The sequence below is a fragment of the Frankia sp. CgMI4 genome, assembly GCF_001756285.1.
GTDB lineage: Bacteria > Actinomycetota > Actinomycetes > Frankiales > Frankiaceae > Frankia > Frankia casuarinae.
In genome coordinates this window covers 53,994-78,678 of record NZ_MAQZ01000048.1, presented here as the reverse complement: position 1 = coordinate 78,678, position 24,685 = coordinate 53,994, and the positions used below count along the sequence as shown (strand labels likewise).

Genomic DNA, 24,685 nt, shown 5'->3' with positions numbered 1-24,685 from the left:
GTGACAAACACGCACCGTCAGGCTAATCATGCTACGGGATCGTGACGTTCCGCTGCGACCAGCCTGCCGGGAGGGCAGTGCAGCAGCCAGAAGCCGCCCTCCCGTACCCCGAGCTGGTCCGGGACCGGCCAGCACCAGCCGTCCAGGAGCCGTCGGATCAGGTCGGCAACGATGGTGCGCTGGCTACAGATCGCCGTCGGAGTCCCGGACGCCGCGAGCCCCATCAAGGTAGCGACCACCCTCGCCTCCGATCCGGGATAGCCGGTGTCCGCCAGCGCCGGCTCCGGTTCGACGGCGAGCCCGGCCGCGCGCGCGTACGGGGCGAGCGTGGCGGTGCAGCAGGGCAGGTCGGCGCTGATCAACAGGCGAATCCCCAGGCTGGTCAGCAGCGGCACCAGTGCGTTCGCCTGGGCCCGGCCGCGCTCATCGAGCGGGCGTAGCCGGTCAGGCCCGTCCCAGCGCCGATGGTGGGCGGCCCGAGCGTGGCGGATGACGACGAGTGCGGCCGTCGGCGCCGGCAGCCGACCAAACTCGGCGAGGACGTGGCGGTCGGTGTCGTAGCTGACCCGGCGCGCCGCATCCCCCTTCGCCAGCCAGGCAAGCCTGTCCACCTCCCGGGTGGGGACGAACGTGCCGGAACGGGCCTGCATCGCCCAGTACCGGACCGTCTTCACCGTCCTGCCGCCGTCCGTCAGGTAGCGGTACTCGCCGAGCGGGGGCCCGAGCCAGGCCCGGTAACCAGTCTCCTCCTCGACCTCCCGCAACGCACCGAGCAACGGATGTTCCCGCCGACGCAGCTTGCCCTTGGGCAGGGACCAGTCGTCGTACCGCGGCCGGTGCACGACCGCGATCTGCCGCCCGTCCCGCGTGGGCCGCCACAGCACCCCACCGGCGGCACCTACGACCCGTACCGGCCTATCCCAGGGATCAGCCGACGACTTCATGCCGTCCAGTCTTCGGCTCCAGCCGCCGCGGCGCCAGGACGACGGGCACATCCCCGCAAGACCCGGTCCCGCAAGCCTCGGTCGACAACCCGCCGCCGGCGGCGCGGATCGCGGTCGGGCCGTCCGCGGCGTCCATCGCTACCAGGGCGGGGATCCCCACCTGAAGCGCATGTTCCCCGACGGCACCCAGGGGTATGGAACTCGCCACAGAAGGTTACCGCTGTCCGGGGAGTGGAGGGTGAGGTGACGGACGCAGGTGTGGCCGAGCTCGTCGTCGAGCCGGCGGTGCTCGGGACGCTCGTTGACGTGCTGCGTGCACGCGGGTATCAGGTCGTCGGCCCGACGGTGCGGGATGGCGCGATCGTGTACGACAAGATCAGTAGCGCGGCGCAGCTCCCGGTGGGGTGGACCGATGTCCAGGAGGCGGGTCGTTACCGGCTCGAGCGTCGTCGCGACGCGGCGCTGTTCGGTTACGCGGTGGGGCCGCATTCGTGGAAGCAGAACCTGCTGCCGCCCCGGCTGCGCCTGCTGACGACCCGCCGCGACGGCGATGGCGGCTTCGGCGATGGCGGCTTCGGGGACGGCGGCTTCGGGGACGGCGGCTTCGAGGTGGCGGAGGAACCGCTACCGCGGGCAGCGGTGGCATTCCTCGGCGTCCGTTCCTGTGAGCTGCAGGCCATCGCGACCCAGGACCGGATCCTGCTCGGGGGGCGCCACGCCGACCGCGACTACGCTGCTCGCCGCAGCGATGTGTTCATCGTCGCGGTGAACTGCCACGAGCCGGGTGGGACCTGCTTCTGCGTGTCGATGAACACGGGCCCGGCGGTGCGGGAGGGCTACGACTTGGTCCTCAGCGAAGTCCTGGCCGGTGACCACCGGCTGCTCGTCGAGGCGGGCACCCCTCGGGGTGTCGAGATACTGGGCGAGCTGGCGGGGCGCCCGGGCGAAGCCGCCGACCGGAGCGCGGCCCAGGCGGCCGTGGATGGGGCGGCCGACCGGATGGGACGCACCGTCGACGCGGCCGACCTGCGTGACCTGCTCGCGGACAACCTCGAACATCCACGGTGGGACGAGGTGGCGCAGCGGTGCCTGAGCTGCGGCAACTGCACGATGGTGTGCCCAACCTGCTTCTGCACCTCGGTGGAGGACGTCAGCGACCTCACCGGAAGTGAGGCGGAGCGCTGGCGCAGCTGGGAGTCCTGCTTCTCGCTGGACCACTCCTACCTCCACGGCGGCAACGTCCGTGCCTCCGGACGCTCCCGCTACCGCCAGTGGTTGACCCACAAGTTCGGCACCTGGCACGACCAGTTCGGAACGTCCGGATGCGTCGGCTGCGGACGGTGCATCACCTGGTGTCCCGTCGGCATCGACGTCACCGAGGAACTGACCGCCATTCGAGCGAACTCCGCGGCCGGCGATGACGTTGGTTGAGGCACCGCTCGGCGAGGTCGGCGTCTTCGCCGGTATGCACCCGGACCACCTCGCCCTCCTCGCCGGGTGTGCCCGGCACGCCATCTTCCGCCCGGGCGACGTACTCCTGCGGGAAGGCGACCCGGCCGACACCCTCTACGTCATCCGGCACGGCACGGTCGCGATCGAAACCTTCGTCCCGACCCGGGGTCTGGTCCCCATCGAGACCGTCGGAGCCGGCAATGTGGTGGGCTGGTCCTGGCTGTTCCCGCCGTACCGGCTCCATTTCGACGCCCGTGCCCTCTCGCTGGTCCGCGCCACCGCCATCGACGGTGCCTGCCTACGCGGGAAGTTCTCCCAGGACCCGGCGCTGGGCTACGACGTGCTGTCCCACCTTGCGCAGGTGCTCATCGAGCGCCTGCAGGCCACCCGGTTGCGGCTGCTCGATGTCTACGCAAACCCGGGCCAGGGCTGACGGCGCGGCCGGGGAGATGACCCCTCGGCCGTTCCGGGTGACCCGCCGCCACCAGGAGACGGGTGACACGTGGACCCTGGAACTCGCGCCGCTCTCCAACGCTCCGATCATCGCCGCACCCGGCCAGTTCACCATGGTCTACGCTTTCGGCGTCGGCGAGGTCCMCCTGTCCGTGACGGGCTGCGACCCGGCGATGGGCGACGACTCCGTGGCGGCTGGTACCGACAGCCCGCTTGTGYACACCGTCCGAGCGGTCGGCGCGGTGACGGAAGCGATCTGCGCGTCCCGCCCGGGCGACGTCCTCGGGGTGCGTGGCCCGTTCGGGCGAGGCTGGCCGGTAGGCGCCGCAGCCGGGCTGGACGTCGTCGTGGTCGCGGGCGGGCTCGGGCTGGCGCCGCTGCGGCCGGTCGTCCGGCAGATCCTGCGACGGCGCGCCGACTACGGCAACGTGGTCGTGCTCGTCGGCACCCGTACACCCGCGGACATCCTCTACCGCCGGGAGCTGGCCGGTTGGCAGGACCGCACCGACCTCCAAGCCCTGGTGACCGTCGACGGTGCGCGGCCCGGATGGGACGGCCGGGTCGGCGTCGTCACCACCCTCCTCCCGCACGTGCGTTTCGATCCGGCCAGAACCGTCGCGTTCACCTGCGGACCCGAGATCATGATGCGGCTGACCGCACGGGCCCTGGTCGACGCCGGCGTACTCGCCGACCGCATCCACCTGTCCATGGAACRCAACATGCACTGYGRCCTCGGTCACTGCGGCCGCTGCCAGCTCGGCCCGCTGATGCTCTGTCTGGACGGACCGGTCTGCGGCTACGACCGCCTGGAACCGTTGCTCGCCGTCCGGGAGCTGTGATGCCGATGCCGATGTCTACGCCGACGCCGACGCCGACCAGCCCAGCCAGGCCCCGGCTCGCCGTCTGGAAGTTCGCCTCCTGCGACGGCTGCCAGCTCACCCTGCTCGACTGCGAAGATGAGCTGCTCTCGCTCGCCGGCGAGATCGACGTCTCCTACTTCCTGGAGGCATCCAGCGCGACCGTCGACGGTCCCTACGACCTCTCCCTCGTCGAGGGCTCGGTCACCACCGAACAGGACGTGGAAYGCATCCACCAGGTCCGGGCCGCGTCCCGGCGTCTGGTCACAATCGGCGCCTGCGCGACCGCCGGCGGCATCCAGGCGCTCCGCAACTTCGCCGACGTCGGTGACTTCCTCGCGGCCGTCTACGCCACCCCGGCGTACGTCTCGACGTTGGCRACCTCCACCCCGATCTCCACGCACGTCCGGGTGGACTTCGAACTCCAGGGCTGCCCGATCAACCCTCGCCAGCTCCTCGAAGTCATCAGCGCGTTCCTCGCTCGCCGACGCCCGAACATCTCCTCGTCCGCCGTCTGCACCGAATGCAAACGGCGGGGGACGGTGTGCGTGATGGTCGCGCACGGCACGCCGTGCCTCGGCCCCGTCACGCATGCCGGATGYGGTGCGATCTGCCCGGCCTATCACCGCGGCTGTTACGGCTGTTTCGGCCCGATGGAGAGCCCCAACACCCCCGCGTTGATCCGCCAGCTACGGGTCCTCGGGATGAACGAGGACAACGTCGACCGAGTGTTCCGGACGTTCAACACCGCCGCGCCGGCATTCCGCGACGCCCCCGGCGAGGGTTCGGGAAGCGGTGAGACCGATGCGCGCGACTAGGACCATCGCACCTCCCCCACTCACCAGGGTCGAGGGCGAAGGAAGGCTGCTAATCAAGATCACCGACGGGCGGGTGGACGAGGCCCACCTGAAGATCTTCGAACCGCCGCGCTTCTTTGAGGCGTTCCTCCGCGGCCGGGCCTACACCGAGCCACCCGACATCRCCGCCCGGATCTGCGGCATCTGCCCGGTCGCCTACCAGATGAGCGCGCTGGCGGCCATCGAACAAATCTGCGACGTCACGGTCACCGGCCCACCCGCCGCCCTACGGCGGCTCATCTACTGCGGTGAATGGATCGAGAGTCACGCACTACACGTCTTCCTGCTGCACCTACCGGACTTCCTCGGCTACGACAGCGCACTGCATCTTGCCCAGGACCAGCCCGCCCTGGTCAAGCTGGGACTCACGCTGAAGAAGGCCGGCAACACGCTCATGACGGTCATCGGCGGCCGCGCGATCCACCCCGTCAACGCGCGGGTCGGCGGCTGGTACCGGGCACCACGCCGGCGTGACCTGACCGAGCTTGTCGGGCAACYGGAACAGGCGCGAGACATCGCCCGGGACACGGCCCGATTCACCGCCGCCCTGGACTTCCCCGAAGACGAACTCCACCAGACCTTCGTCGCGCTCCACCAACCTGGCGAATACCCCGTTGAGCGCGGCCGGATCGCCTCCACCGCTGGCCTCGACATCGCCCCGGCCGACTACGACCGGCACTTCACCGAAGAACAGGTGCCCTGGTCGAACGCCCTGCACTCGACCCTGGCCGCGGGCGGCTCCTACCTCACCGGACCGCTGGCTCGCTTCGCGCTGGGCGCGGAGCGGCTGGCGCCCGCCGCCCGCGAGACCGCCGCCGAGATCGGCCTGCGCCCACCGGAGCGCAACCCCTACCGCAGCATCATCGTGCGCTGCATCGAGATGGTCCACGCCGCCGACGAGGCGCTGCGGATCATCGCGGACTACACCGAGCCCGACCCCTCCGCGCTGGAGGCCCCGCCCCGGGCGGGAACCGGATACGGGGTCACGGAGGCACCCCGCGGCCTGCTCTACCACCGCTACACGATCGACCACAACGGCACCATCCTCGACGCAAAGATCGTGCCACCAACCGCCCAGAACCAACGTCCGATCGAAGAAGACCTGCGCGGTGTGGTGGAACGCTTCATGAACCTGCCGGAGCCCGAACTCGCCCTGCGCTGCGAACGGGCCATCCGCAACTACGACCCCTGCATCTCATGTGCGACCCACTTCCTGACTCTCCACATCGAACACGGCTGACCGTCATCGGGATCGGCAATCCCTACCGACACGACGACGCCGTCGGCCTGGCAGTCGCGCGGCAGCTACGCTGCACGCTCCCAGCCGGCGTCGACGTACTCGAAGGCGCCGGCGAGCCGACAGGGCYGTTCGCCGCCTGGGAAGGGGCCGACGCCGTCTGGATCATCGACGCCGCCCATTCCGCGGCCCCGCCCGGAACTGTGCACCGCATACCGGCCAACGAGCGCACACTACCGGCGGATCTCGTCGGGCCATCGACCCACGCGCTCGGCCTCGCGGACACCATCGAGATCAGCCGAACACTCGGCTGGCTTCCCCGGCATCTCGTCATCTACGCAATCTGCGGCCATACCTTCTCCGCAGGCCTCGGACTTGACCCCGAGGTCGCGGCGGCGGCCCGAAACGTGGCCGCCGCCATCCGCGCCGAAACAGCGATCTATGCCGCCAGGGAACCTGACGATGCCGCCAGGGAACCCCACGATCTCCGCTGACCGCCGCCAACCGCGGTAGCCGAAGGCCCGCGTTGGCGGTGGGGTTCGGTCACGGGACTTCGCGCGGCCCGGGGGCGGCGTTCATCAGCCACGTCACCGTGCGGCTGATGTCCGACAGGGACAGGATCCCGACGAGTCTGCCTTGATCCATCACCAGGACGCGGTGCTCGGCGCCGGGCTCCATGCGCGGCAGCAGATCCGCCAGCGGGTCGTCGGGACCCGCGATGGTGGTCCGCGACAGTGGCACCATCACCTCGCTTACCGTTACCGTGCCGCTCTTCTCCGGCGGCACCTGCTTGGCGCCGTCCAGGGTCACCAGCCCGACCGGGACTCCGTTCTCGCCGGTCACCGGGAACGCCGAGTGCCGGTACCGGTACAGCGGGCCGGCCAGCAGGTCCGCGACGGTCAGGGCCGCGGGCACCGTGAGCGGTTTCGTCGTCATGGCGTCATGTACCGGGACGCCGGCGAGCACACCGCGCAACTGCGCCTGCCGTCCCTCGGCGGTGGCGGCCGCGATGAGGAACGAGCCGATCAGGGCCAGCCAGAGCCAGCCGAATCCGCCGCCTCTCATGAACACGAGGAGTCCCAGAACGACGAGCAGCCAGCCGAGGACGCGTCCGGCCGCGGTGGCCCCGGCGGTCGCCCGCAGCCGATCTCCCGTACGCCACCACAGGAAGGCGCGCAGCAGCCGCCCACCGTCGAGCGGAGCGGCCGGAAAGGCGTTGAAGACGGCGAGCAGCAGGTTGATGCCCGCCAGCCAGGCCACCACCTCGACCAGGAGTTCGGGCGCGGACGCCAGGGCGAGCAGCCAGGCGCCCAGCACGAGGAGCCCGCCCAGCAAGAGGCTGACGAGTGGGCCGACACCCGCGATCCGCAGCTCCGCTGCCGGGCTCGACGCCTCCGACTTCAGCCGGGCCACCCCGCCCAGCAGCCACAACACGATGTCGTCCACGGCCACCCCGTTGCGCCGGGCCACCACGGCRTGCGCCACCTCGTGGGCGAGCAGCGAGGCGAAGAAAACCACTGCGGCGGCAAGAGCCGCCACCCAGTACACCACCAGGGCATGGCCCGGGTAGGCCTGTGGGAGGCGGCCCTGCGCGAGGCCGAACGCGATGATGCCGAAGATGAGCAGCACGCTCCAGTGGACCCCGATCCGGACTCCAGCGATCCGTCCCACCACGAAGGTCGCCCGCACAGCGTCTCTCCCCTGTTCGAACGTGCCCCGGGACCAAGACCCGGCTCGACTCCGCGGTTAAGCGCGCAGCCGGCCCCGTCAGGCTGTCGCGAGGGCCACCTCCGTCGACTTGACCAGGGCAGTCACCGAGGAACCCGCGGCCAGRGCGAGGTCGGTCGCGGCGGCCAGGGTGATCGCCGCGGTGAGCACGCCGCCACCGTCGAGGGCGATGTGCACGACGGCCATGGCACCGCCGGTCTCCAGGCTGGATACCGTGCCGCGCAGCCGGTTACGGATGCTCAGACCGTCYACGCCGCCCGTGGCCAGCGCCACCTCGGTGGACTTGATCAGAATCTCGACGGTGGCCCCCACCGAGAGGCCGAGATCCTTGATCGCATCAAGGGTCACCGCGGCGGTGACGGTCTGCCCGCCGGAAAGATCGACGGTCACGGTGCTCATCACCGCACCTTCGGTGATGTCGGTGACGGTTCCGGTCAGTCGGTTGCGGATGCTCAGGCTCATCGGTCCACCTTGTCCTCTCGGGTGCCGCCAGGTGCCGTCAGTCAACTCCTACCCGTCCGTCCGTGCCGCGTACATGCCTCACCTGCAGAAGAGTCGTGCGGAACAGTCGTGCGGAAGGGTCCTGCGGACGAGTGATGTCCGACAGGCGGTCGCGCCTGATCGGTCCGTGCGGGTCGCACCGCCCGCGTCGGGGGGAGCGGGCAGTGCGGTGCCACCGGTTCGCCTACCCCGAACAGGTCGATGTCGACCACCGACCCCGAGAGTCCGGCCTCCCGCACGCAGGCGCCCCGCACCGACAGAACACTGCCTTGACACAACGGATAGGCAGGAAATGTCGCCAGAAGCTCTACTGTTACCCACTGTCATGTCAGACAACACACCTACCTCGCCGCCAGCATGGGCGCCAGGTCACCCGCGCCTGATCCACCCACGTCTGCGACCCAAAGAAATCCCGGCCTCCCTCGGCGGCAGCCCCGCCGATCATCCGACTGGCGTCCACCCCCGCAACAACAGATCATCGTCGTATGACATCGGGCAATCGTGCTGAAGCAACGAAAGCGCACAACATTAAACAACGGCAACTCTCGGCGGACCGTCCGAGCGGCTGCCCCGGGTAGCCGACCGGGTAGCCGAGCCGCGGAGAATCACGATGGCCGATGGCCGATGGCCGGCGGCCGATGGCAACGGCTGCCGACGGTGGAACCGGCGCCTAGGCCGGACTACCCCCAGACTAACCCCCGAGCCAACCTCCGGACTAACCCCGTAGGGGGCTTGCGGAGGGCCTCGTAGGGCTGTTTTCGCTGTACCCGGCTGTCCCCGTCATCCGTATTCCCGACACGCCTGCGGGGAACGGTGTTCAGGGAAGCCGAGAATGTTCCGGGCCATGGCCTACCTCCCGATGAGGGGGCCAGAAGGGGTACCCCCGCTTCCGGTGTCGGAYTACCTCGTAGGGGTGCGCATCCCTCGCGCTGGAACCGCCGCTGGAGTGCTCCGGAACGGGCRTCGGTCAACGACGTTGAGGGGACCGTTCCTCCTCGGCACCGCGTTCATGGTCGGCCGGATGTCTGGATGTGCGGCTGGCTGTGCATTGTGATCGGTGCGGCGCGGTCGCCCGATCCGCTCGTCGCGCGGCGGTGGTATCACTGGACCGGTCCGACGAGACGGACTGACCTTCGATAAGCCGGACGAGAAGTGGTCGAGCGGTGATTGCCGTGCTAGCTGATACGCTTTCAACAGTTAGCGCCCGCCTGCTAGCTCGGCTGCCGGCTGGAGTTAGCGCAAGTGCGCGCTCACTCATCACTTGCTATAGCGGCACGCCTGCGCCGGTCGCGGCGCTTGGTCGGTTGGGGGCATGGTTGCGGTATGGAAAAAGGCTTCTCGGTTTCCTGCGGAGCCTTTCACGTACGCGTGGTGTTGGCGGCGTTGCGTCGCGCGACCATCGATCCGGGGTTCGGAGCGTTCCTGTGGGTGGTGCCGCGGACCCCCGTCAGCAGTCGTCGGCTCTCGGCCGGCGATCCGCGGCGGCCGACATCTCTCGGCTGATCGGGGTCAGCCAACCGGGACCTGCGTCGAAGCCCGTGACGGGGCCCGTGACGGGACCTGCGTCGAAGCCCGTGACGGGGCCCGTGACGGGGCCTACGTCGAAGCCCGTGACGAGGCCCGTGACGCGGCCTACGTCGAAGCCTGTGACGCGGTCTGGGCCGAATCCTGCGGCTCCCAGCGGGTGCTCGGATACGCCCGACGCAGTTCGGGGGGCGACGCAGTTCGGGGGGCGACGTCGGCGGCGAACCACTCAAGCTGCTCGCGCTGCCAGTCCACCGGCAGTGAGTCGACGCCGATACCGGTGAGCTGCTGGCCGTACAGTTCCCGGTAGTGGTCATCGATAACAGTCGAACCACCGGATTGCCGGCGTCGAATCCCGCCCGCCTGCCTCCGTCGACGGGGCCGGCCGGAACAACCGGCACCGCGGCCTGACTCCACCCCTGACGCCACGGATACGGGACGCCGGACCGGGCGGCCACCGAAGGCATCCACGTCTGTTCCGGGCGCTCAATGCAAGTGCAGCGGCGTCCGGCGAATGCGAGTGCAGCGGCGTCCGGCGAATGCGAGTGCAGCGGCGTCCGGCGAATGCGAGTGCTCAACAACAATGCGGGGCGCCGGGTAAATACGGGGGCAGGCCGACAGCGCAGGTGCGTTCCGGCAAATGCAAGTGCGCTCCGCGAATGCGGGGGCCGTCCCGGCGATGCGGGATTCGATCGACGGTGCATTGTCTCATGGCGTTCAACGCCAAGCTCAACGGCGAGTTCAATGCCGAAGACGGCGGGTGGCGTTGGAAAACGCCGCCCGCCGTCCCGGTCCGTGCCGCCAACCATGACGGTCAGCCACGATATGGCCACTTCCACTGGGCGATGGCGTGGGCGGAGCGGGACAGCGCCGTCGCCACGATGACGCTTTGTCGCCGTCGTTCCCACGCCGTGGTTCGCGGCCATGATCAAACATAGGCGTGACGAACACGAAGCTGCCGGATTTCCCCCGGTTGACCTGGCGGTCCACCGCCTCCGGCAGCCACGACCAGACACCTCCGTCGCCGACCGTCAGGCCGGCGACGGAGGTGACGGCCACCGGTCGCTTAATGCAGCGGGCGCATGCAGTCCCGGCAGCGGTCGTTCAGAATCGAGAGGAGCTCGACAGCCTTGAGTGAGGCGTCGCGCACCTTCGCGATGTCCTGCGAGGAGTTCAGCCTGACCAGCGCGGATTCAGCTCCGTCGGAGGCGCCCTCCCGGACCGCCTCGACGATCTCTGCCGCCGGTGTGCCGAACTGGAAGAGCAGAACCTCTTTGTCCTGGTAGGACGGTAGTTCCGTGGGCAGGTGCCCGAGACCGATGCCGGCGAGGTTCCGGCTCAGGATCTGCCGCACGTTGGTACCCAATCGGYCATAGCCGCCGATCTCCCGCAGTGTCCCCATGTTGATCCGGAAGACACCGTTGTTGCCTACTACGGTCGCACGCAGGTCCTCCCACGTTCCCGGCGGGTCGGACGGCACGCCGACCATCTGCGTGTCCGTCATCTCTACCATCCCGACTGGCAACCCAAGTACTCCACGTATGCGCGAACCGACACGCCCAGCTCCTTCCGCTCTCCATAGGAAAGCACTGCGTGCTGCCAGGTCGGCGTCGCCCGGCGTCGCCCGGCGGAAAATAACTGTTATCCATAAGATAACCGACTCCTCGGGCGAGGTCCACTCACGACGGACCTTGTCGGTTTCGGAAAAGTTAATCCTGGTGATCGGGATCGCGCGGCGGTCGGGAAGCTGCCAACATGAATGTGAGTCATCTTGTTCATCCGCCGTGACCAGCATCGATAGCGCCGACATCTCTACGTAACATGGCAGGTACCTCGCTGAAACTCTTGTTCGAATGTTCCGATAACATCTCATCTGCACGGGGCGTTTGCTACTGTCATCTACATCGCGCCGACGGAGCTGGGGGATCCCCGTAATCGGGCGATCTTCCTGGCGTACCGTGTGCTCCGGACCACTTCGGCGGCGCGCCCGGGGCTATGTGGGCGGCGCCACGGGGGAAAGTTTCCAGGAAAATTTTAATTAAAGATTTTTCCTTGAGAATATCCTTCGAGGTATCTTTMGGGAGAAGCTTCCAGTCATCCCGACGGAATACCTGTTAACGCCGAAGTTACCGGGGCTTGCAGGGCTGAAATAAACGGCTCCTAGTGTTCTTCGTGTCGCCACCGGACAAACGAAGAACCACTGTTCGGGGGCGATCCCATGGCCTTCTGTTCTCGATCGACGGCTGGTGATGACAGTGCCCGGTCCCCGTTTTCCCAGCTCATCCGCGCCTACGGTCGAGCCGGCCGCGCCGGTCAGGTTTTGCGACACCACCCTGCGCGACGGCGAGCAGGCGCCTGGAGTGGCATTCACCGCAGCCGAGAAACTTGCCATCGCCGCTGCTCTGGACGCCATCGGCGTACACCAGATCGAGGCCGGAATACCTGCCATGGGACCCGCCGAACGGGATGTCCTGCGGGAGATCCTCGCGACGCAACCCCAGGCCGGCGTGGTGGCGTGGTGCCGGGCCGACCGCCGCGACATCGATGCCGCGGTGTCCTGCGGAATTGTCACCGCGCACCTCACCATTCCCGTCTCCGACCTGCATCTGAAGAGCAAGCTGGGCCGGGACCGGGGATGGGCGCGGCGCCGCATCCGCGACTGCGTCTTCGACGCGGCCGACCGCGGGCTGCGATTCAGCGTCGGCCTGGAGGACGCCTCCCGCGCGGACGACAACTTCGTCATCGAGCTGGCCGGCGAGCTGCGCGAGTGGGGCGCCACCCGGATCCGCTGGRCCGACACGGTCGGTCTGCTGGACCCGGTCGGCGCCTACACCCGGCTCGGCCGGCTGGTCCAGGCGGTCCCGGGGGAGTGGGAGATCCACGCCCACGACGACTTCGGTCTGGCGACCGCAAACACCCTCGCCGCGGTTCAGGCCGGATTCACCTGGGTTAGCACCACGGTGCTGGGTCTGGGGGAACGGGCCGGCAACGCCCCGCTCGAGGAGGTGGCGATGGCCCTGCGGCACCTGTTGAAGGTGCCGGTGGACTTGGACACCACCTCGTTCCGCAGGCTCGCGCGGATGGTGGCCCGGGCCGCCTGCCGCCCGCTGCCGGTAGGCAAGGCGGTGGTCGGTGAGTCGGTGTTCGCGCACGAGTCGGGGATCCACGTCCACGGCGTGCTGCGACACCCGTCGACCTACGAGCCGTTCGACCCCGCCGAAGTCGGYGGGCAACGGCGGCTCGCGTTCGGGAAGCATAGTGGCCGGGCCTCGGTGCGTTACGCGCTGGCCCAGTACGGCATCACCGCCGACGACAGCGAGATCGAGCCGCTGCTTGAGCGGGTCCGGACCACGGCGACCCAGACGAAGCGCGGCCTGCACGGCCGTGACTTCCAGGAGCTTCTCGGGCGGGCCGAAGTGCCGGCCCCCCGAGTGGAGGCCCCGCCGTCCTAGGCCGGGTCCGGCAGGACCCGGACCCGGCTGACAGACGCAACGGGGTAGATCAACAACTAACGGTTGTGCCGATGTCCCGGCCAAACCCGGCCGGCGGCACGACTCCAGCCCAGGGGCTCTCGCGGCCCGACCTGCCCGATCGGCGTGGTCGTGGCACCGGTGCCCCCTGCGCTGGGCAACCGTTCCGAGGAGGAACACCGCATGCGCCAGATCGCATTCTATGGCAAGGGTGGTATCGGCAAGTCCACCACCCAGCAGAACACCATGGCGGCGATGGCCGAGATGGGCAAGAAGGTCATGATCGTCGGCTGCGACCCCAAGGCCGACTCGACCCGGCTCATCCTGCATTCCAAGGCCCAGACCTCCGTCATCCAGCTGGCTGCCGAGAAGGGCTCGGTCGAGGACCTGGAGCTCGACGAGGTCCTGGTAGAGGGCCAGTGGGGCATCAAGTGCGTCGAGTCCGGTGGCCCGGAGCCCGGTGTGGGCTGTGCCGGCCGCGGTGTCATCACTTCCATCAGCTACCTGGAGGAGGCCGGYGCCTACGAGGACCTCGACTTCGTCACCTACGACGTCCTCGGTGACGTCGTCTGCGGCGGGTTCGCGATGCCGATCCGCCAGGGCAAGGCGCAGGAGATCTACATCGTCACCTCCGGCGAGATGATGGCGATGTACGCGGCGAACAACATCGCCCGAGGCATCCYCAAGTACGCGCACTCCGGTGGTGTCCGGCTCGGCGGGCTCATCTGCAACAGCCGCAACACCGACCGCGAGGACGAGCTGATCATTGAGCTCGCCCGCCGGCTCAACACCCAGATGATCCACTTCATCCCGCGCAACAACGTCGTGCAGCACGCCGAGCTGCGCCGGATGACGGTCATCGAGTACGACCCGAAGAACGAGCAGGCCGACCAGTACCGGCAGCTCRCCAAGAAGATCGTCGACAACGACATGAAGACCATCCCGACGCCGATCACCATGGACGAGCTCGAGGAGCTCCTCATCGAGTTCGGGATCATGGAGCAGGAGGACGAGAGCATCATCGGCAAGGCCGCCGCTGTCGCCTGACCCTGTCACCTGCTCCGACTCCGTCGAGGATGAGGTCCCGACCATGACGACGACRCCGGCACCTATCAAGGCCGAGACCGAGGCGATGATCGCCGAGGTGCTGTCTAACTACCCTGCGAAGACGRCCAAGTTCCGGGCCAAGCACCTCAAGGCCAACGACCCCGATGGGTCGAAGGAGTGCGAGGTCAAGTCCAACATCAAATCCCGCCCGGGGGTCATGACGATCCGCGGCTGCGCCTACGCCGGTTCCAAGGGTGTGGTGTGGGGCCCGGTCAAGGACATCGTCAACATCAGCCACGGCCCGGTCGGCTGTGGCCAGTACTCCTGGGCCACCCGGCGCAACTACGCCCGCGGCCCCTGGGGCGTGAATAACTTCGCCGCGATGCAGTTCACGACCGACTTCCAGGAGAAGGACATCRTCTTCGGCGGTGACCCGAAGCTGGAGACGGTCTGCGACGAGATCGTCGAGCTGTTCCCGCTGGCCAAGGGGATCTCGGTCCAGTCCGAGTGCCCGATCGGTCTGATCGGCGATGACATCGAGGCGGTTTCCCGCAAGGCCTCGAAGAAGCTCGAGCTGCCGGTCGTCCCRGTGCGCTGCGAGGGGTTCCGCGGGGTCAGCCAGTCCCTCGGCCACCACATCGCCAACGACGCGGTCCGCGACCACGTGCTGGGTACCGGCGGGAACACCTTCAAGCAGAYGCCGTATGACGTCGCGCTCATCGGCGACTACAACATCGGCGGCGACGCCTGGGCCTCCCGGAAGATCCTGGAGGAGATGGGCCTGCGGGTCATCGCCCAGTGGTCCGGTGACGGCACGATCAACGAGATGGCCTCGACGCACCTGTCGAAGCTGAACTTGATCCACTGCTACCGGTCGATGAACTACATCTGCACGACCATGGAGGAGCGCTACGGCACTCCGTGGACCGAGTTCAACTTCTTCGGTCCTACCAAGATCGTCGATTCGATGCGGAAGATCGCGGCTTTCTTCGACGACGAGATCAAGCAGAAGACCGAGGCTGCGATCGCCCGCTACCAGGTCCGGTTCGACGAGATCACGAACGCCTTCCGGCCGCGCCTGGAAGGCAAGCGGGTCATGCTCGCGGTCGGCGGACTGCGGCCCCGRCACACCATCGGTGCCTACGAGGACCTCGGCATGGAGGTCGTCGGCACCGGCTACGAGTTCGCGCACAAGGACGACTACACCCGTACTTACCCCGCTCTCGCGGAGGGCGTGGTCCTCTACGACGACCCGACGGCCTTCGAGCTGGAGGAGTTCGCCAAGCGGCTCAAGCCGGACCTGATGGGCGCGGGCGTCAAGGAGAAGTACGTCTTCCACAAGATGGGCGTCCCCTTCCGCCAGATGCACTCCTGGGACTACTCYGGGCCATACCACGGCGTGGRCGGCTTCGCGGTCTTCGCCCGTGAYATGGACATCGCGATCAACAGCCCGACCTGGGACCTCATGGAGACCCCCTGGTCGAAGGCCGGAGAGGTGTTCTGACCGGCCGGTCCGGCCCCCGCCGGCGGTAGCCGGCAGTCATCAGCCACGGTAGAAGGGAGGATGTCCGGTGACGACGACTCCGGAAACAAACAGTTCCGTCCCGCTGCGGGTCCTCGACCACAGCGAGCTGTTCAAGGACGAGGTCTACCAGAAGCAGTTCGAGGGCAAGYGCGAGTTCGAGAACGGCAGCGACGCCGCCGAGGTCGCCCGGGTCCTGGAGTGGACCCGCGGCTGGGAGTACCGGGAGAAGAACTTCGCCCGGGAGGCGCTGACCGTCAACCCGGCCAAGGCGTGCCAGCCGCTCGGCGCGGTCCTGGCGGGCCTCGGCTTCGAGGGCACCATGCCCCTGGTGCACGGCTCGCAGGGCTGCGTCGCCTACTTCCGCAGCCACTTCGCCCGGYACTTCAAGGAGCCCGTCCCGGCGGCATCCTCGTCGATGACCGAAGACGCCGCCGTCTTCGGCGGGCTGAACAACCTGGTCGAGGCGCTCGAGAACGCGACCACCCTGTACAAGCCCAAGATGGTCGCGGTCAGCACCACCTGCATGGCCGAGGTGATCGGGGAGGACCTGTTCGCCTACATCGGCGCGGCGCGGGACAAGGGCGCGATCTCCGCCGACTACCCGGTGCCGTACGCGCACACGCCGAGCTTCGTGGGCTCGCACCTCACCGGCTACGACAGCATGCTCAAGGGCATCCTGGAGCTCCTGAGCAGGACAGCGGACGCCGACAAGGTCGAGTCCCCCGGGAAGCCCCGGCTGAACATCGTGCCCGGCTTCGAGACCTACGTCGGCAACCACCGCGAGTACCGCCGCATCCTCGAGCTGATGGGTGTCGACCCCCTGATCCTGGGCGACCACAGCAGCTCCCTGGACTCGCCGGCGACGGGTGAGTACGAGCTCTACCCAGGTGGTACCCCGCTCGCCGAGGCCGCCACGGCTCGGTTCAGCCGCGCTACCGTGATGCTTCAGGAGACCACCACCCGCAAGACGACGGAGTTCGTCCGGGACGGGTGGAAGCAGGAGACGGTGGTGCTCGAGACCCCTATCGGGGTGAAGAACACCGACCGCTTCCTGACTGAGGTGGCCCGCCTGGCGGAGGTCGAGATCCCGGCCGAGCTCACCGCCGAGCGTGGCCGCCTGGTGGACGCGCTCACCGACTCGCATGCCTATCTGCACGGCAAGCGGGTCGCCATCGCGGGTGACCCTGACCTCGTCATCGCGATGACCGGCTTCGCCCTCGAACTCGGGATGATCCCGGTCCACCTGCTGAGCACGAACGCCGACAACTCCTTCGCGCCCAGGCTGGAGAAGGTCCTCTCGACTAGCAAGTTCGGYGAGGCGGCGACCGTCTGRCCGGGCAAGGACCTCTGGCACCTGCGGTCGCTGGTCTTCACCGAGCCGGTCGACCTGCTCATTGGGAGCTCGTACCTGAAGTACATCTCCCGGGAGGCGAACGTGCCGCTGGTCCGGGTCGGTTTCCCGATCTTCGACCGGCACCACCTGCACCGCTTCCCGATCGTCGGCTACACCGGCGGTCTGCACCTGCTCACCCAGCTCGTCAACACGGTGCTCGACGAGTTGGACCGCACCAGCCCCGACCACAGCTTCGACGTCGTCCGCTGAGCGTCCGACCGGGCACAGCTGTGGCCGGTCCGGCTCCCGGCCGGATCTGAACGTGGTCGGCCGGCCGCACCCACCGCGCTCCCTGCGACCGGCCGACCACCCCGCCGTGGGGTCGATCGATCACCTCCCGGATCGATCGACCCCTCGCCCCCGTCTCACCTCTTTCAAGAACCGTGCCCGTAGAACCGCGTCCTTCCGAGGATGGCCCATGGCAGCCACAGAACGCGTCGCGCTGTTCACCGAACCGGCCTGTAACCACAACAACGCCAAGAGCACCAAGGCCCGCAAGGCGGGTTGTCCCAAACCCAAGMCCGGGGGCACTTCCGGAGGCTGCGCCTTCGACGGAGCCATGATCACCCTCGTCCCGATCGCCGACTGCGCTCATGTGGTCCACGGCCCGATCGGCTGCGCGGGCAACTCGTGGGACGGCCGAGGCAGCCTGTCGTCCGGGCCGGTGCTCTACCGGCACGGCTTCACCACCGACATGGCCGAGAACGACGTGGTGCTCGGGGGGGAACAGCGCCTGTTCGACACCATCCTGGAGGTCGTCGAGCGGCACTCGCCGCCAGCGGTCTTCGTCTATTCGACCTGCGTCACCGCGATGATCGGAGACGATCTCGACGCGGTGTGCGCGGCTGCCGCCGCCGAGTCCGGGGTGCCGGTGATCCCGATCCACTCGCCCGGGTTCGTCGGCAGCAAGAACCTCGGCAACCGGCTCGCCGGCCAGGCCCTGCTCGACCACGTGATCGGCACCGTTGAGCCGGAGCTCACCACCGACCGGGACGTCAACCTGATCGGTGAGTACAACATCGCCGGGGAGTTGTGGGACGTCCTGCCGCTGCTGTCCCGGCTGGGCCTTCGGGTGCAGGCGTGCATCAGCGGTGATGCCCGCTACCGTGACGTCGCCGCGGCCCATCGGGCCAGGGCGACGATGGTGGTCTGCTCGCRCGCGCTGCTCGGACTCGCCCGTGGCCTGCAGGAACGCTACGGGATCCCGTGGTTCGAGGGCAGCTTCTACGGCACCCGGGCGATGGGCGACACCCTGCGCGGCTTCGCCCGCCTGCTCGAGGACGACGAGCTCTCCCGCCGCACGGAGGAGCTCATCGCTGTCGAGGAGGCGGCCGTCGCCGTCGCACTTGAGCCGTACCGGYGCAGGCTCGCCGGGCGTAAGGCGGTGCTATACACCGGCGGGGTCAAGAGCTGGTCGATCGTGTCCGCGCTGCAGGACCTCGGCATCGAGGTGGTCGGCAGCGGCATTACCAAGAGCTCCGACGGCGACGTGGACAAGATCCGCGAGCTGCTCGGCGACGCAAAAATGATCAAAGAGGGCAGTCCGCGCGAGCTGCTGCGGGTCGCCGAACAGACCGGGGCGGACATCCTCGTCGCCGGCGGCCGCAACCAGTACACCGCGCTGAAGGGCCGGCTGCCGTTCCTCGATATCAACCAGGAGCGGCACATCCCTTACGCCGGCTACACCGGGATRGTCGAGCTCGCCCGGCGCCTCGACCTGGCGATCGCGAGCCCGGTCTGGGAGCAGGTCAGCCGGCCCGCTCCCTGGGACCTGGTCGGAGCCCGCTGATGGCCGAGATCGTGACCGGAGAGCGGCAGGCGACGATCGACCCGCTCAAGCACAGCCAGCCGCTCGGGGGTGCGCTGGTCTTCCTGGGCCTCGCCGGYTCGCTGCCGATCATGCATGGTGCGCAGGGGTGCGCGTCATTCRCCAAGGCCCTGCTCACCCGGCATTTCAACGAGCCGATCCCGCTGCAGACCACCGCGATCACCGAGGTGACCGCGGTCCTCGGCAGTGGTGAGGCGATGGTGGAGACGCTCGATGCCATCCGGAAGAAGCAGCGGCCGGAGATCATCGGCCTGCTCACCACGGGGGTCACCGAGGTCAGCGGCGAGGACGTCGGCGGCCAGCTGCGCAAGTACCTCTCGGCCTGGAACGAGACCGACTCGAGCGGGCCGGAGGCGGGCGCGAACGGCTCCGCCCCCGGCAGGGCCCCGCTGATCGTCGGGGTCTCCACCCCGGACTTCATCGGGGGGCTGTCCGACGGCTGGTCGGCCGCGTTGGAGGCGCTGGTCCGAGCGGTGGTGCCGGCAGAGCATTCCGAAACGGAGCCTTCCGAAGCGGGGTATTTTACCGGGCGCACCGCCTTCATCGCGGCCAGCGCTCCCGTAACGCATCTCACTACCCCCGGGTCCGCCGGGTCCGCCGGGTCCGCCGAGGCTGCCAGGTCCACCAGGTCCGCCAGGTCCCTGGGGTCCGCCGCCCGACGGGTGGCGGCGGCGGACGGTGGTGCTCTGGACCCGCGCCAGCTCGCCGTCCTGGTCGGCCCGTCCCTGACGGCGGCCGACCTCGACGAGCTCGGTGAGTTGATTCGCGCGTTCGGGCTCGACCCGGTACTCGTCCCCGACCTGTCCGGATCGGTGGACGGGMACCTGGCCCCCGCCTGGCAGCCCACGACGACCGGCGGCACCKGGCTCGCGCGGCTGCGGGCGCTCGGTCGGTCGCGGGCCGTGCTCGTCGCGGGTGCGACCGCGGCGGCGGCCGGTGACCTGCTCGCAGCCCGGACCGGCGCCCGGATCCTCCGCCACCGTCATCTCAGCGGGCTGACGGAGATGGACACCTTGGTCACCGAGCTGATCGAACTCACCGGAGCGTCCGCGCCGGCCCGGGTCCGGCAGGCCCGGGCCCGGCTCGCCGACGGTCTGCTCGACACGCACTTCGTCCTCGGTGGCGCCCGGGTCGCGCTGGCAATGGAGCCGGAGACCCTGGTCGCCGTCGGTTCCCTGCTGCACGACGTCGGGGCCGAGGTCGTGGCGGCGGTGTCCCCGACCGCCGCGCCGGTCCTCGCGGACGCGCCCTGGGACGAGGTCGTCGTCGGTGATCTGACCGACCTCGCCGAACGGGCTCGGRCGGGTGGTGCGCACCTCGTCCTCGGTTCCAGCCACGCCCGCGAGGTCGCCGACCGGATTGGCGCCGCGCACCTGCCCGTCGGCTTCCCGATCTTCGATCGGCTCGGCGCGGCGCTGGCCGGTACCGCCGGGTACGCCGGAAGCCTGCGCCTGCTCATCGACGCCGCGAATCGTCTGCTCGATCACGAGCACGTGCACCGCCGTTCCGGGCGGAGGTTCTCCGTGTCCGGCGCGGATGGACAGCCCGCCCACCGGACCGAGATCCCCACCCAACCCGGCTCCGCGGGTGAATCCGATCAACTCGACAACCTGTTCCAGGAGTCTCCGTGTTGAAGATCGCCTTCGCGACCAGCGACGGCACCGCTGTGGATCAGCATTTCGGGTGGTGCCAACGGTTMGACGTGTACGAGGTCGGCCCCGAGGGGGCCAGGTTCCTGGAGACCCGCGCGCTCGACGCGGCGCCGACGGACGAACAGGACAAGATCGAATCCAGGCTCGCCGCGGTCTCGGACTGCGCGATTCTCAACATCAGTGATATCGGCGGGACGGCCGCGGCGAAGGTGGTGAAGGCCCGGGTTCACCCGGTGAAGGTGGTCAAGGGCACCGCCATCCCCGAGCTGCTCCGCCGCTACACCTCGACGCTGGCCGGCAATCCTCCGCCCTGGCTGCGCAAGGTGCTGCGGTCCCACGAGCCGCAGCCGGCGGCGACCTGGACCCGCGGCGGTGCTACGGCTCTGAAGCCCAAGGGGGACGCGGCATGACCGCGAAGACCGGTTTCCTCGGCGACCTGGTCGACCAGCTGCGCGCCGGGGACACCTACGGCCAACTGGAACGGTTCTCCGACGAGGACCTGCTCCGCCCGTTCATCGTCACGCGGGAGCAGCGCCGCGAGATCGCGGTGAACTGCGACATCGACGCCGCCGTAGAGGGCCGGGTGCGCTCCTTTTACCAGGCGGTCGCGGCGGCCACCGAGAAGGCGACCGGGGCGTTCACCACCACCGTGCTCGACCTCAGCCACGAGGGGTTCGGGCGCGTGATCATTTGTGCCGGGCGGCTCGTCGTCCTCTCCGACGCGTTGCGGGACGTGCAGCGGTTCGGCTTCGGCTCCATGGACGAGCTCTCCGCCCGGGGCGAGTCGCTGGTGACCGGCGCGACCAAGCAGATCGAACGATGGAACGAGGTGGCCCGCGATGACTCCTGACGCCCAAGCCGCCGACACCCCGGCCGCCGACGCCCAAGCCGCCGACACCCCGGCAGGGGGCGCCCCGGCCGACACCGAGCTGCGGCTGCGCAAGCTTCGCAGCCGGGCCTCCCAGCTCAAGCTCGACCTGCACGACCTCGCCGAGGACCTCCCGATCGGCTGGGAGGGCCTGCTCGACGCCGCCCGCCGCACCTACGACGCCTATGCGGAGATCGCCCTCCTCGAGGGCCTGCTCAAGAAGGAGACATCGCGATGAGCGTGAGCATGGCCGCCGGCCAGCTGGCGGACTTCCGCCGCTGTTCCACCGCCGAGGAGTACTTCATCCTGCTGGACGTCGACTACGACCCGCGAGTCCTGGCCGTCAACCGGCTGCACATCCTCCGGTACTTCGCCAACCAGCTGGTCGAGCTGCACGACACTCGGACCGAGGCCGGGAACCCGGTGGAGCTGCTGCGGGAGTATCGCGACGCGCTCATCCGCTCCTATGAGGCCTTCACCACCGCCTCCGCCCTGGACCACCGCCTGTTCAAGGTGCTGCAGGACCGCGCTCCGCAGTCGTCGTTCGTGCYCGCGTCGTCGATCACCGTCGAGCGGCTGACCCCGACGGTGCCCCAGCCGTCGGCGCCGTCCGACCCGGTGGAGCCGTCCCAGTCCGCCTGGCCGCACCACGCCGCCGCGTCCGCCGACTACCTGGGTGGAACCCGATGAACAGCACCTACGACGTCGGCGACATCGTGGTCGCCGTCAAGGCATTGCGTAACGACGGCACGTATCCGGACCCGGCGATCGCCGTCGGTGAGGTTCTCGTCGAGGCCGGCACCCGTGGCCAGGTCATCAACGTCGGCCTCTACCTGCAGGAACACATCGTGTACGCGGTGGCTTTCGACCACGGCCGCATCGTCGGCGCGCTGGAACGTGAGCTCGTCTCCCCCGAGCAGTGGCAGCAGGCCGCGGCTGTCGCCGCCGGTACCGCCGCACCCGCCGCGACGACCACCGCGACCTCCTCGGCGACCGCTCCGGCCACCGGCACGGCGACCGCCGGGGGGAAGGAAGGGCGGTCGTGAAGGCAAMCCCCGTCAGCCTGCCGATGCTGCCCACCGACCCGGCAGGCGAGATGMCCCGGCAGGCCACCGGGCCGGCGCCCGACACCGCCGCCGGCTGCGCGAGCAAGTCCAGCTGTGGCAYCAGCGCTCCGGTGCGGGACCCGGAGATCGCGGAGAAGATCGCCAATCATCCCTGTTACAGCGCCGAGGCCCACCAGTACTACGCCCGGATGCACGTGGCGGTCGCCCCAGGTTGCAACATCCAGTGCAACTACTGCAACCGCAAGTTCGACTGCGCCAACGAGAGCCGTCCCGGCGTCACCAGCACCCTGCTGTCCCCCGAGGACGCCCTCGCCAAGGTCAAGCTGGTGGCCAGCGAGATCAAGCAGATGAGCGTGCTGGGGATCGCCGGCCCCGGCGACCCGCTGGCGAACCCGAAGCCGACCTTCCGGACGATGGAACTGGTGGCCCGGGACTGCCCGGACATCAAGCTCTGYCTGTCTACCAACGGRCTGACCCTGCCGGACCACGTCGACCGCATCGCCGAACTGAACGTCGACCACGTCACCATCACGATCAACATGATCGACCCCGAGGTCGGGGAGCGGATCTACCCGTGGATCGCCTTCCGCGGTAAGCGGTACACCGGCCGGGAGGCGTCCCGGATCCTCTCCGAGCGTCAGCTCGAGGGCCTGGCGATGCTCACCGAGCGGAAGATTCTCTGCAAGGTCAACTCGGTGATGATCCCCGGGATCAACGATGACCACCTCGTCGAGGTCTCCCGGAAGGTCAAGGAGCTCGRCGCCTTCCTGCACAACGTGATGCCGCTGGTGTCGGCGCCCGAGCACGGCACCCACTTCGGCCTGACCGGGCAGCGCGGCCCCACCCCACAGGAGCTCAAGGCGCTGCAGGACCGCTGCGAGCAGGACGACGGCGCCGAGATGAACATGATGCGGCACTGCCGGCAGTGCCGCGCCGACGCCGTCGGCCTGCTCGGTGAGGACCGGGGTGAGGAGTTCACTCCCGAGGCGTTCCGTGGCCGTGAGATCGAATACGACCTCGAAGGCCGCCGGCAGACGCATAGCGAGATCGAACGGTGGCGCTCCGAGGTGGCTGCCACCCGGGGAGCGCTGAACATCTCGACCGGCGCGGTCATTCCCTCTGGYCCGGGCGCATCCCCCGATGAGGRCACCCCGGCCGGGGCCCGCCCGGGGAACGCCCGCCCGGAGAACGTCGTGCTCGTCGCTGTAGCGACCAAGGGCAGCGGCGTGGTGAACCAGCACTTCGGTCACGCGACCGAGTTCTGGATCTACGAGGGGGGTCCGGGCTGGGCCCGGCTCGTGCAGACCCGCGACGTGGACCGCTACTGCAACGGCCCGTCGGACTGCGACGAGGACGCCTCCAAGCTCGACAAGACGGTCGCGATGCTGTCCGACTGCGCGGCGGTGTTGTGCAGCAAGATCGGCCTCGGGCCGCGCGAGGCGCTCGAGAATGCCGGGATCGAACCGGTGGAGCTCTACGACCTGATCGAGAAGGCGGTGGCCGAGGTCGGCTCCCGCCTTGTCGCACATCGTGCCGAAGCGGAGGTTGCCGTCCGATGAGCGCCACCACCCCCACCGTCGAACTGACCGACCGGGCCGTGAAGCAGGTCCGTCACCTGCTCGCCTCGACCCCCGGCACGGGCGGGTTCAGCCTGCGGATCGGCGTCGACCCCGGTGGCTGCGCCGGCTTCACCTACAACCTGGCGCTCGTCCCCGGTGCCGAGGCCGAGGACGTCGTCATCGGCCAGGACGGCTTTGACGTCGTCGTCCACTCGTCGATGGTTCACCTGCTGCGCGGGCTGCGCGTGGACTACACCGAGACGCTGACCTCCTCCGGGTTCACCTTCCAGAACCCGAACGCGACCAGCTCCTGCGGCTGCGGGACGTCCTTCGGTGCCTCGGACTCCACCGAGCGCACCGCCGCGGACGCCCGCCTGCGCGAGCAGGTCGAGGAGATCATGGAGGAGATCCGGCCCTTCCTGCGGGGAGACGGCGGGGACGCCGAGGTCGTCGCGACTCTCGCCGGCAACGGCGAGCCCGGGACGGCGGAGGTGCACCTGCGCCTTACCGGAGCCTGCGGCGGGTGCTCCAGCGCCACCGCGACCCTGACCGGCGTCATTGAGAGCCGGTTGAAGGAGGCCCTGCCCGAGATCGGCCGGGTCGCGCTGGTGTCCTGACAACGCACTACTTGATCACCTGTTCGGCCTAACCCGGGGAGCGCCCGATGGTCACCGCCCGATTCCGTTCCCACCCGCGTCTGCTGGGGTCCATCTGTGCCGGGCC

At 69.0% G+C, this 24,685-nt stretch carries 24 protein-coding genes; 20 read left to right on the top strand and 4 right to left on the bottom strand.

Annotated features, from left to right (window positions below):
- Window positions 1-26 precede the first annotated feature (26 nt).
- Window positions 27-944 carry an NUDIX hydrolase gene (locus tag Manayef4_RS06045; RefSeq protein WP_035957976.1) on the bottom strand — a complete coding sequence of 306 codons (918 nt, stop codon included), beginning with the start codon at window positions 942-944 and terminating at the stop codon, window positions 27-29.
- Between the two features lie 243 nt (window positions 945-1,187).
- Here Manayef4_RS06045 and Manayef4_RS06040 point away from each other — a divergent pair, with 243 nt between their 5' ends.
- The 6 genes from Manayef4_RS06040 to Manayef4_RS06015 are packed head-to-tail and all read left to right on the top strand — an operon-like array spanning window position 1,188 to window position 6,294.
- The gene (locus Manayef4_RS06040) at window positions 1,188-2,375 is read left to right on the top strand and encodes a 4Fe-4S dicluster domain-containing protein (protein ID WP_023839997.1); all 1,188 of its coding nucleotides are present in this window, start codon (window positions 1,188-1,190) and stop codon (window positions 2,373-2,375) included.
- Window positions 2,362-2,829, top strand: coding sequence for a cyclic nucleotide-binding domain-containing protein (locus tag Manayef4_RS06035; protein WP_011438853.1), 468 nt, complete (start codon window positions 2,362-2,364; stop codon window positions 2,827-2,829). The genes Manayef4_RS06040 and Manayef4_RS06035 overlap by 14 nt, the downstream gene beginning before the upstream one ends.
- Complete coding sequence (locus Manayef4_RS06030) at window positions 2,801-3,688, top strand: FAD/NAD(P)-binding protein (RefSeq protein WP_254665483.1); 888 nt, start codon at window positions 2,801-2,803, stop codon at window positions 3,686-3,688. The genes Manayef4_RS06035 and Manayef4_RS06030 overlap by 29 nt, the downstream gene beginning before the upstream one ends.
- 11 nt (window positions 3,689-3,699) lie before the next feature.
- Window positions 3,700-4,524: an oxidoreductase gene (locus Manayef4_RS06025; RefSeq protein ID WP_070130941.1), complete on the top strand. Its 825-nt coding sequence runs from the start codon at window positions 3,700-3,702 to the stop codon at window positions 4,522-4,524.
- Complete coding sequence (locus Manayef4_RS06020) at window positions 4,511-5,803, top strand: Ni/Fe hydrogenase subunit alpha (RefSeq protein ID WP_070130923.1); 1,293 nt, start codon at window positions 4,511-4,513, stop codon at window positions 5,801-5,803. Before Manayef4_RS06025 ends, Manayef4_RS06020 begins: the two co-directional genes overlap by 14 nt.
- A complete protein-coding gene (locus tag Manayef4_RS06015) occupies window positions 5,761-6,294 on the top strand; it encodes a hydrogenase maturation protease (protein ID WP_070130922.1) in 534 nt (177 codons plus the stop codon). Before Manayef4_RS06020 ends, Manayef4_RS06015 begins: the two co-directional genes overlap by 43 nt.
- 49 nt (window positions 6,295-6,343) lie before the next feature.
- On the opposite strand, the gene Manayef4_RS06010 is transcribed toward Manayef4_RS06015, so the two are convergent.
- Window positions 6,344-7,489, bottom strand: a complete 1,146-nt coding sequence (locus Manayef4_RS06010) for a site-2 protease family protein (protein WP_023840000.1) — start codon at window positions 7,487-7,489, stop codon at window positions 6,344-6,346.
- 78 nt (window positions 7,490-7,567) lie between these two features.
- Window positions 7,568-7,990, bottom strand: coding sequence for a TOBE domain-containing protein (locus tag Manayef4_RS06005; RefSeq protein WP_011438847.1), 423 nt, complete (start codon window positions 7,988-7,990; stop codon window positions 7,568-7,570).
- Between the two features lie 2,273 nt (window positions 7,991-10,263).
- On the opposite strand from Manayef4_RS06005, the gene Manayef4_RS23950 reads away from it, so the two are divergent.
- The gene (locus Manayef4_RS23950; RefSeq protein WP_041258067.1) at window positions 10,264-10,491 is read left to right on the top strand and encodes a hypothetical protein; all 228 of its coding nucleotides are present in this window, start codon (window positions 10,264-10,266) and stop codon (window positions 10,489-10,491) included.
- A 128-nt stretch (window positions 10,492-10,619) separates the two neighbouring features.
- Here Manayef4_RS23950 and Manayef4_RS06000 read toward each other — a convergent pair whose 3' ends face one another.
- Window positions 10,620-11,057 (bottom strand): hypothetical protein, encoded by a 438-nt coding sequence (locus Manayef4_RS06000; RefSeq protein ID WP_070130921.1) that lies wholly within the window; start codon window positions 11,055-11,057, stop codon window positions 10,620-10,622.
- 742 nt (window positions 11,058-11,799) lie between these two features.
- Between Manayef4_RS06000 and nifV the strand changes: the two genes are divergently transcribed.
- The 13 genes from nifV to Manayef4_RS05935 all read left to right on the top strand — a co-directional run bounded on the left by nifV (window position 11,800) and on the right by Manayef4_RS05935 (window position 24,579).
- Window positions 11,800-13,005 carry a homocitrate synthase gene (nifV, locus tag Manayef4_RS05995; protein WP_070130920.1) on the top strand — a complete coding sequence of 402 codons (1,206 nt, stop codon included), beginning with the start codon at window positions 11,800-11,802 and terminating at the stop codon, window positions 13,003-13,005.
- 201 nt (window positions 13,006-13,206) lie between these two features.
- Window positions 13,207-14,070: a nitrogenase iron protein gene (gene nifH / locus Manayef4_RS05990; protein ID WP_070130940.1), complete on the top strand. Its 864-nt coding sequence runs from the start codon at window positions 13,207-13,209 to the stop codon at window positions 14,068-14,070.
- Window positions 14,071-14,113: 43 nt separating this feature from the next.
- Window positions 14,114-15,574, top strand: a complete 1,461-nt coding sequence (gene nifD, locus Manayef4_RS05985; RefSeq protein WP_070130919.1) for a nitrogenase molybdenum-iron protein alpha chain — start codon at window positions 14,114-14,116, stop codon at window positions 15,572-15,574.
- Window positions 15,575-15,641: 67 nt separating this feature from the next.
- Window positions 15,642-17,198 (top strand): nitrogenase molybdenum-iron protein subunit beta, encoded by a 1,557-nt coding sequence (gene nifK, locus Manayef4_RS05980; RefSeq protein WP_070130918.1) that lies wholly within the window; start codon window positions 15,642-15,644, stop codon window positions 17,196-17,198.
- Window positions 17,199-17,406: 208 nt separating this feature from the next.
- The gene (nifE, locus tag Manayef4_RS05975; RefSeq protein WP_070130917.1) at window positions 17,407-18,777 is read left to right on the top strand and encodes a nitrogenase iron-molybdenum cofactor biosynthesis protein NifE; all 1,371 of its coding nucleotides are present in this window, start codon (window positions 17,407-17,409) and stop codon (window positions 18,775-18,777) included.
- Window positions 18,777-20,450 carry a nitrogenase component 1 gene (locus tag Manayef4_RS05970; RefSeq protein ID WP_070130916.1) on the top strand — a complete coding sequence of 558 codons (1,674 nt, stop codon included), beginning with the start codon at window positions 18,777-18,779 and terminating at the stop codon, window positions 20,448-20,450. The genes nifE and Manayef4_RS05970 overlap by 1 nt, the downstream gene beginning before the upstream one ends.
- A complete protein-coding gene (nifX, locus tag Manayef4_RS05965) occupies window positions 20,444-20,878 on the top strand; it encodes a nitrogen fixation protein NifX (protein ID WP_070130915.1) in 435 nt (144 codons plus the stop codon). The genes Manayef4_RS05970 and nifX overlap by 7 nt, the downstream gene beginning before the upstream one ends.
- Window positions 20,875-21,318 (top strand): NifX-associated nitrogen fixation protein, encoded by a 444-nt coding sequence (locus Manayef4_RS05960; protein WP_011438836.1) that lies wholly within the window; start codon window positions 20,875-20,877, stop codon window positions 21,316-21,318. The genes nifX and Manayef4_RS05960 overlap by 4 nt, the downstream gene beginning before the upstream one ends.
- Complete coding sequence (locus Manayef4_RS05955; protein ID WP_011438835.1) at window positions 21,308-21,574, top strand: CCE_0567 family metalloprotein; 267 nt, start codon at window positions 21,308-21,310, stop codon at window positions 21,572-21,574. The genes Manayef4_RS05960 and Manayef4_RS05955 overlap by 11 nt, the downstream gene beginning before the upstream one ends.
- The gene (locus Manayef4_RS05950) at window positions 21,571-22,026 is read left to right on the top strand and encodes a nitrogenase-stabilizing/protective protein NifW (RefSeq protein WP_070130914.1); all 456 of its coding nucleotides are present in this window, start codon (window positions 21,571-21,573) and stop codon (window positions 22,024-22,026) included. Before Manayef4_RS05955 ends, Manayef4_RS05950 begins: the two co-directional genes overlap by 4 nt.
- Window positions 22,023-22,382 (top strand): nitrogen fixation protein NifZ, encoded by a 360-nt coding sequence (locus Manayef4_RS05945; protein ID WP_011438833.1) that lies wholly within the window; start codon window positions 22,023-22,025, stop codon window positions 22,380-22,382. The genes Manayef4_RS05950 and Manayef4_RS05945 overlap by 4 nt, the downstream gene beginning before the upstream one ends.
- Window positions 22,379-23,962 (top strand): nitrogenase cofactor biosynthesis protein NifB, encoded by a 1,584-nt coding sequence (gene nifB, locus Manayef4_RS05940; RefSeq protein WP_139140017.1) that lies wholly within the window; start codon window positions 22,379-22,381, stop codon window positions 23,960-23,962. The genes Manayef4_RS05945 and nifB overlap by 4 nt, the downstream gene beginning before the upstream one ends.
- A complete protein-coding gene (locus Manayef4_RS05935; protein ID WP_011438831.1) occupies window positions 23,959-24,579 on the top strand; it encodes an iron-sulfur cluster assembly accessory protein in 621 nt (206 codons plus the stop codon). Before nifB ends, Manayef4_RS05935 begins: the two co-directional genes overlap by 4 nt.
- Window positions 24,580-24,685 lie beyond the last annotated feature (106 nt).

Bases quoted from the DNA above. Each gene is read 5' to 3' on its own strand.
- Manayef4_RS06045 (WP_035957976.1), bottom strand. From the start codon at position 944: ATGAAGTCGTCGGCTGATCCCTGGGATAGGCCGGTACGGGTCGTAGGT.
- Manayef4_RS06035 (WP_011438853.1), top strand. From the start codon at position 2,362: ATGACGTTGGTTGAGGCACCGCTCGGCGAGGTCGGCGTCTTCGCCGGT.
- Manayef4_RS23950 (WP_041258067.1), top strand. From the start codon at position 10,264: ATGGCGTTCAACGCCAAGCTCAACGGCGAGTTCAATGCCGAAGACGGC.
- Manayef4_RS05960 (WP_011438836.1), top strand. From the start codon at position 20,875: ATGACCGCGAAGACCGGTTTCCTCGGCGACCTGGTCGACCAGCTGCGC.
- Manayef4_RS05955 (WP_011438835.1), top strand. From the start codon at position 21,308: ATGACTCCTGACGCCCAAGCCGCCGACACCCCGGCCGCCGACGCCCAA.
- Manayef4_RS05945 (WP_011438833.1), top strand. From the start codon at position 22,023: ATGAACAGCACCTACGACGTCGGCGACATCGTGGTCGCCGTCAAGGCA.
- Manayef4_RS05935 (WP_011438831.1), top strand. From the start codon at position 23,959: ATGAGCGCCACCACCCCCACCGTCGAACTGACCGACCGGGCCGTGAAG.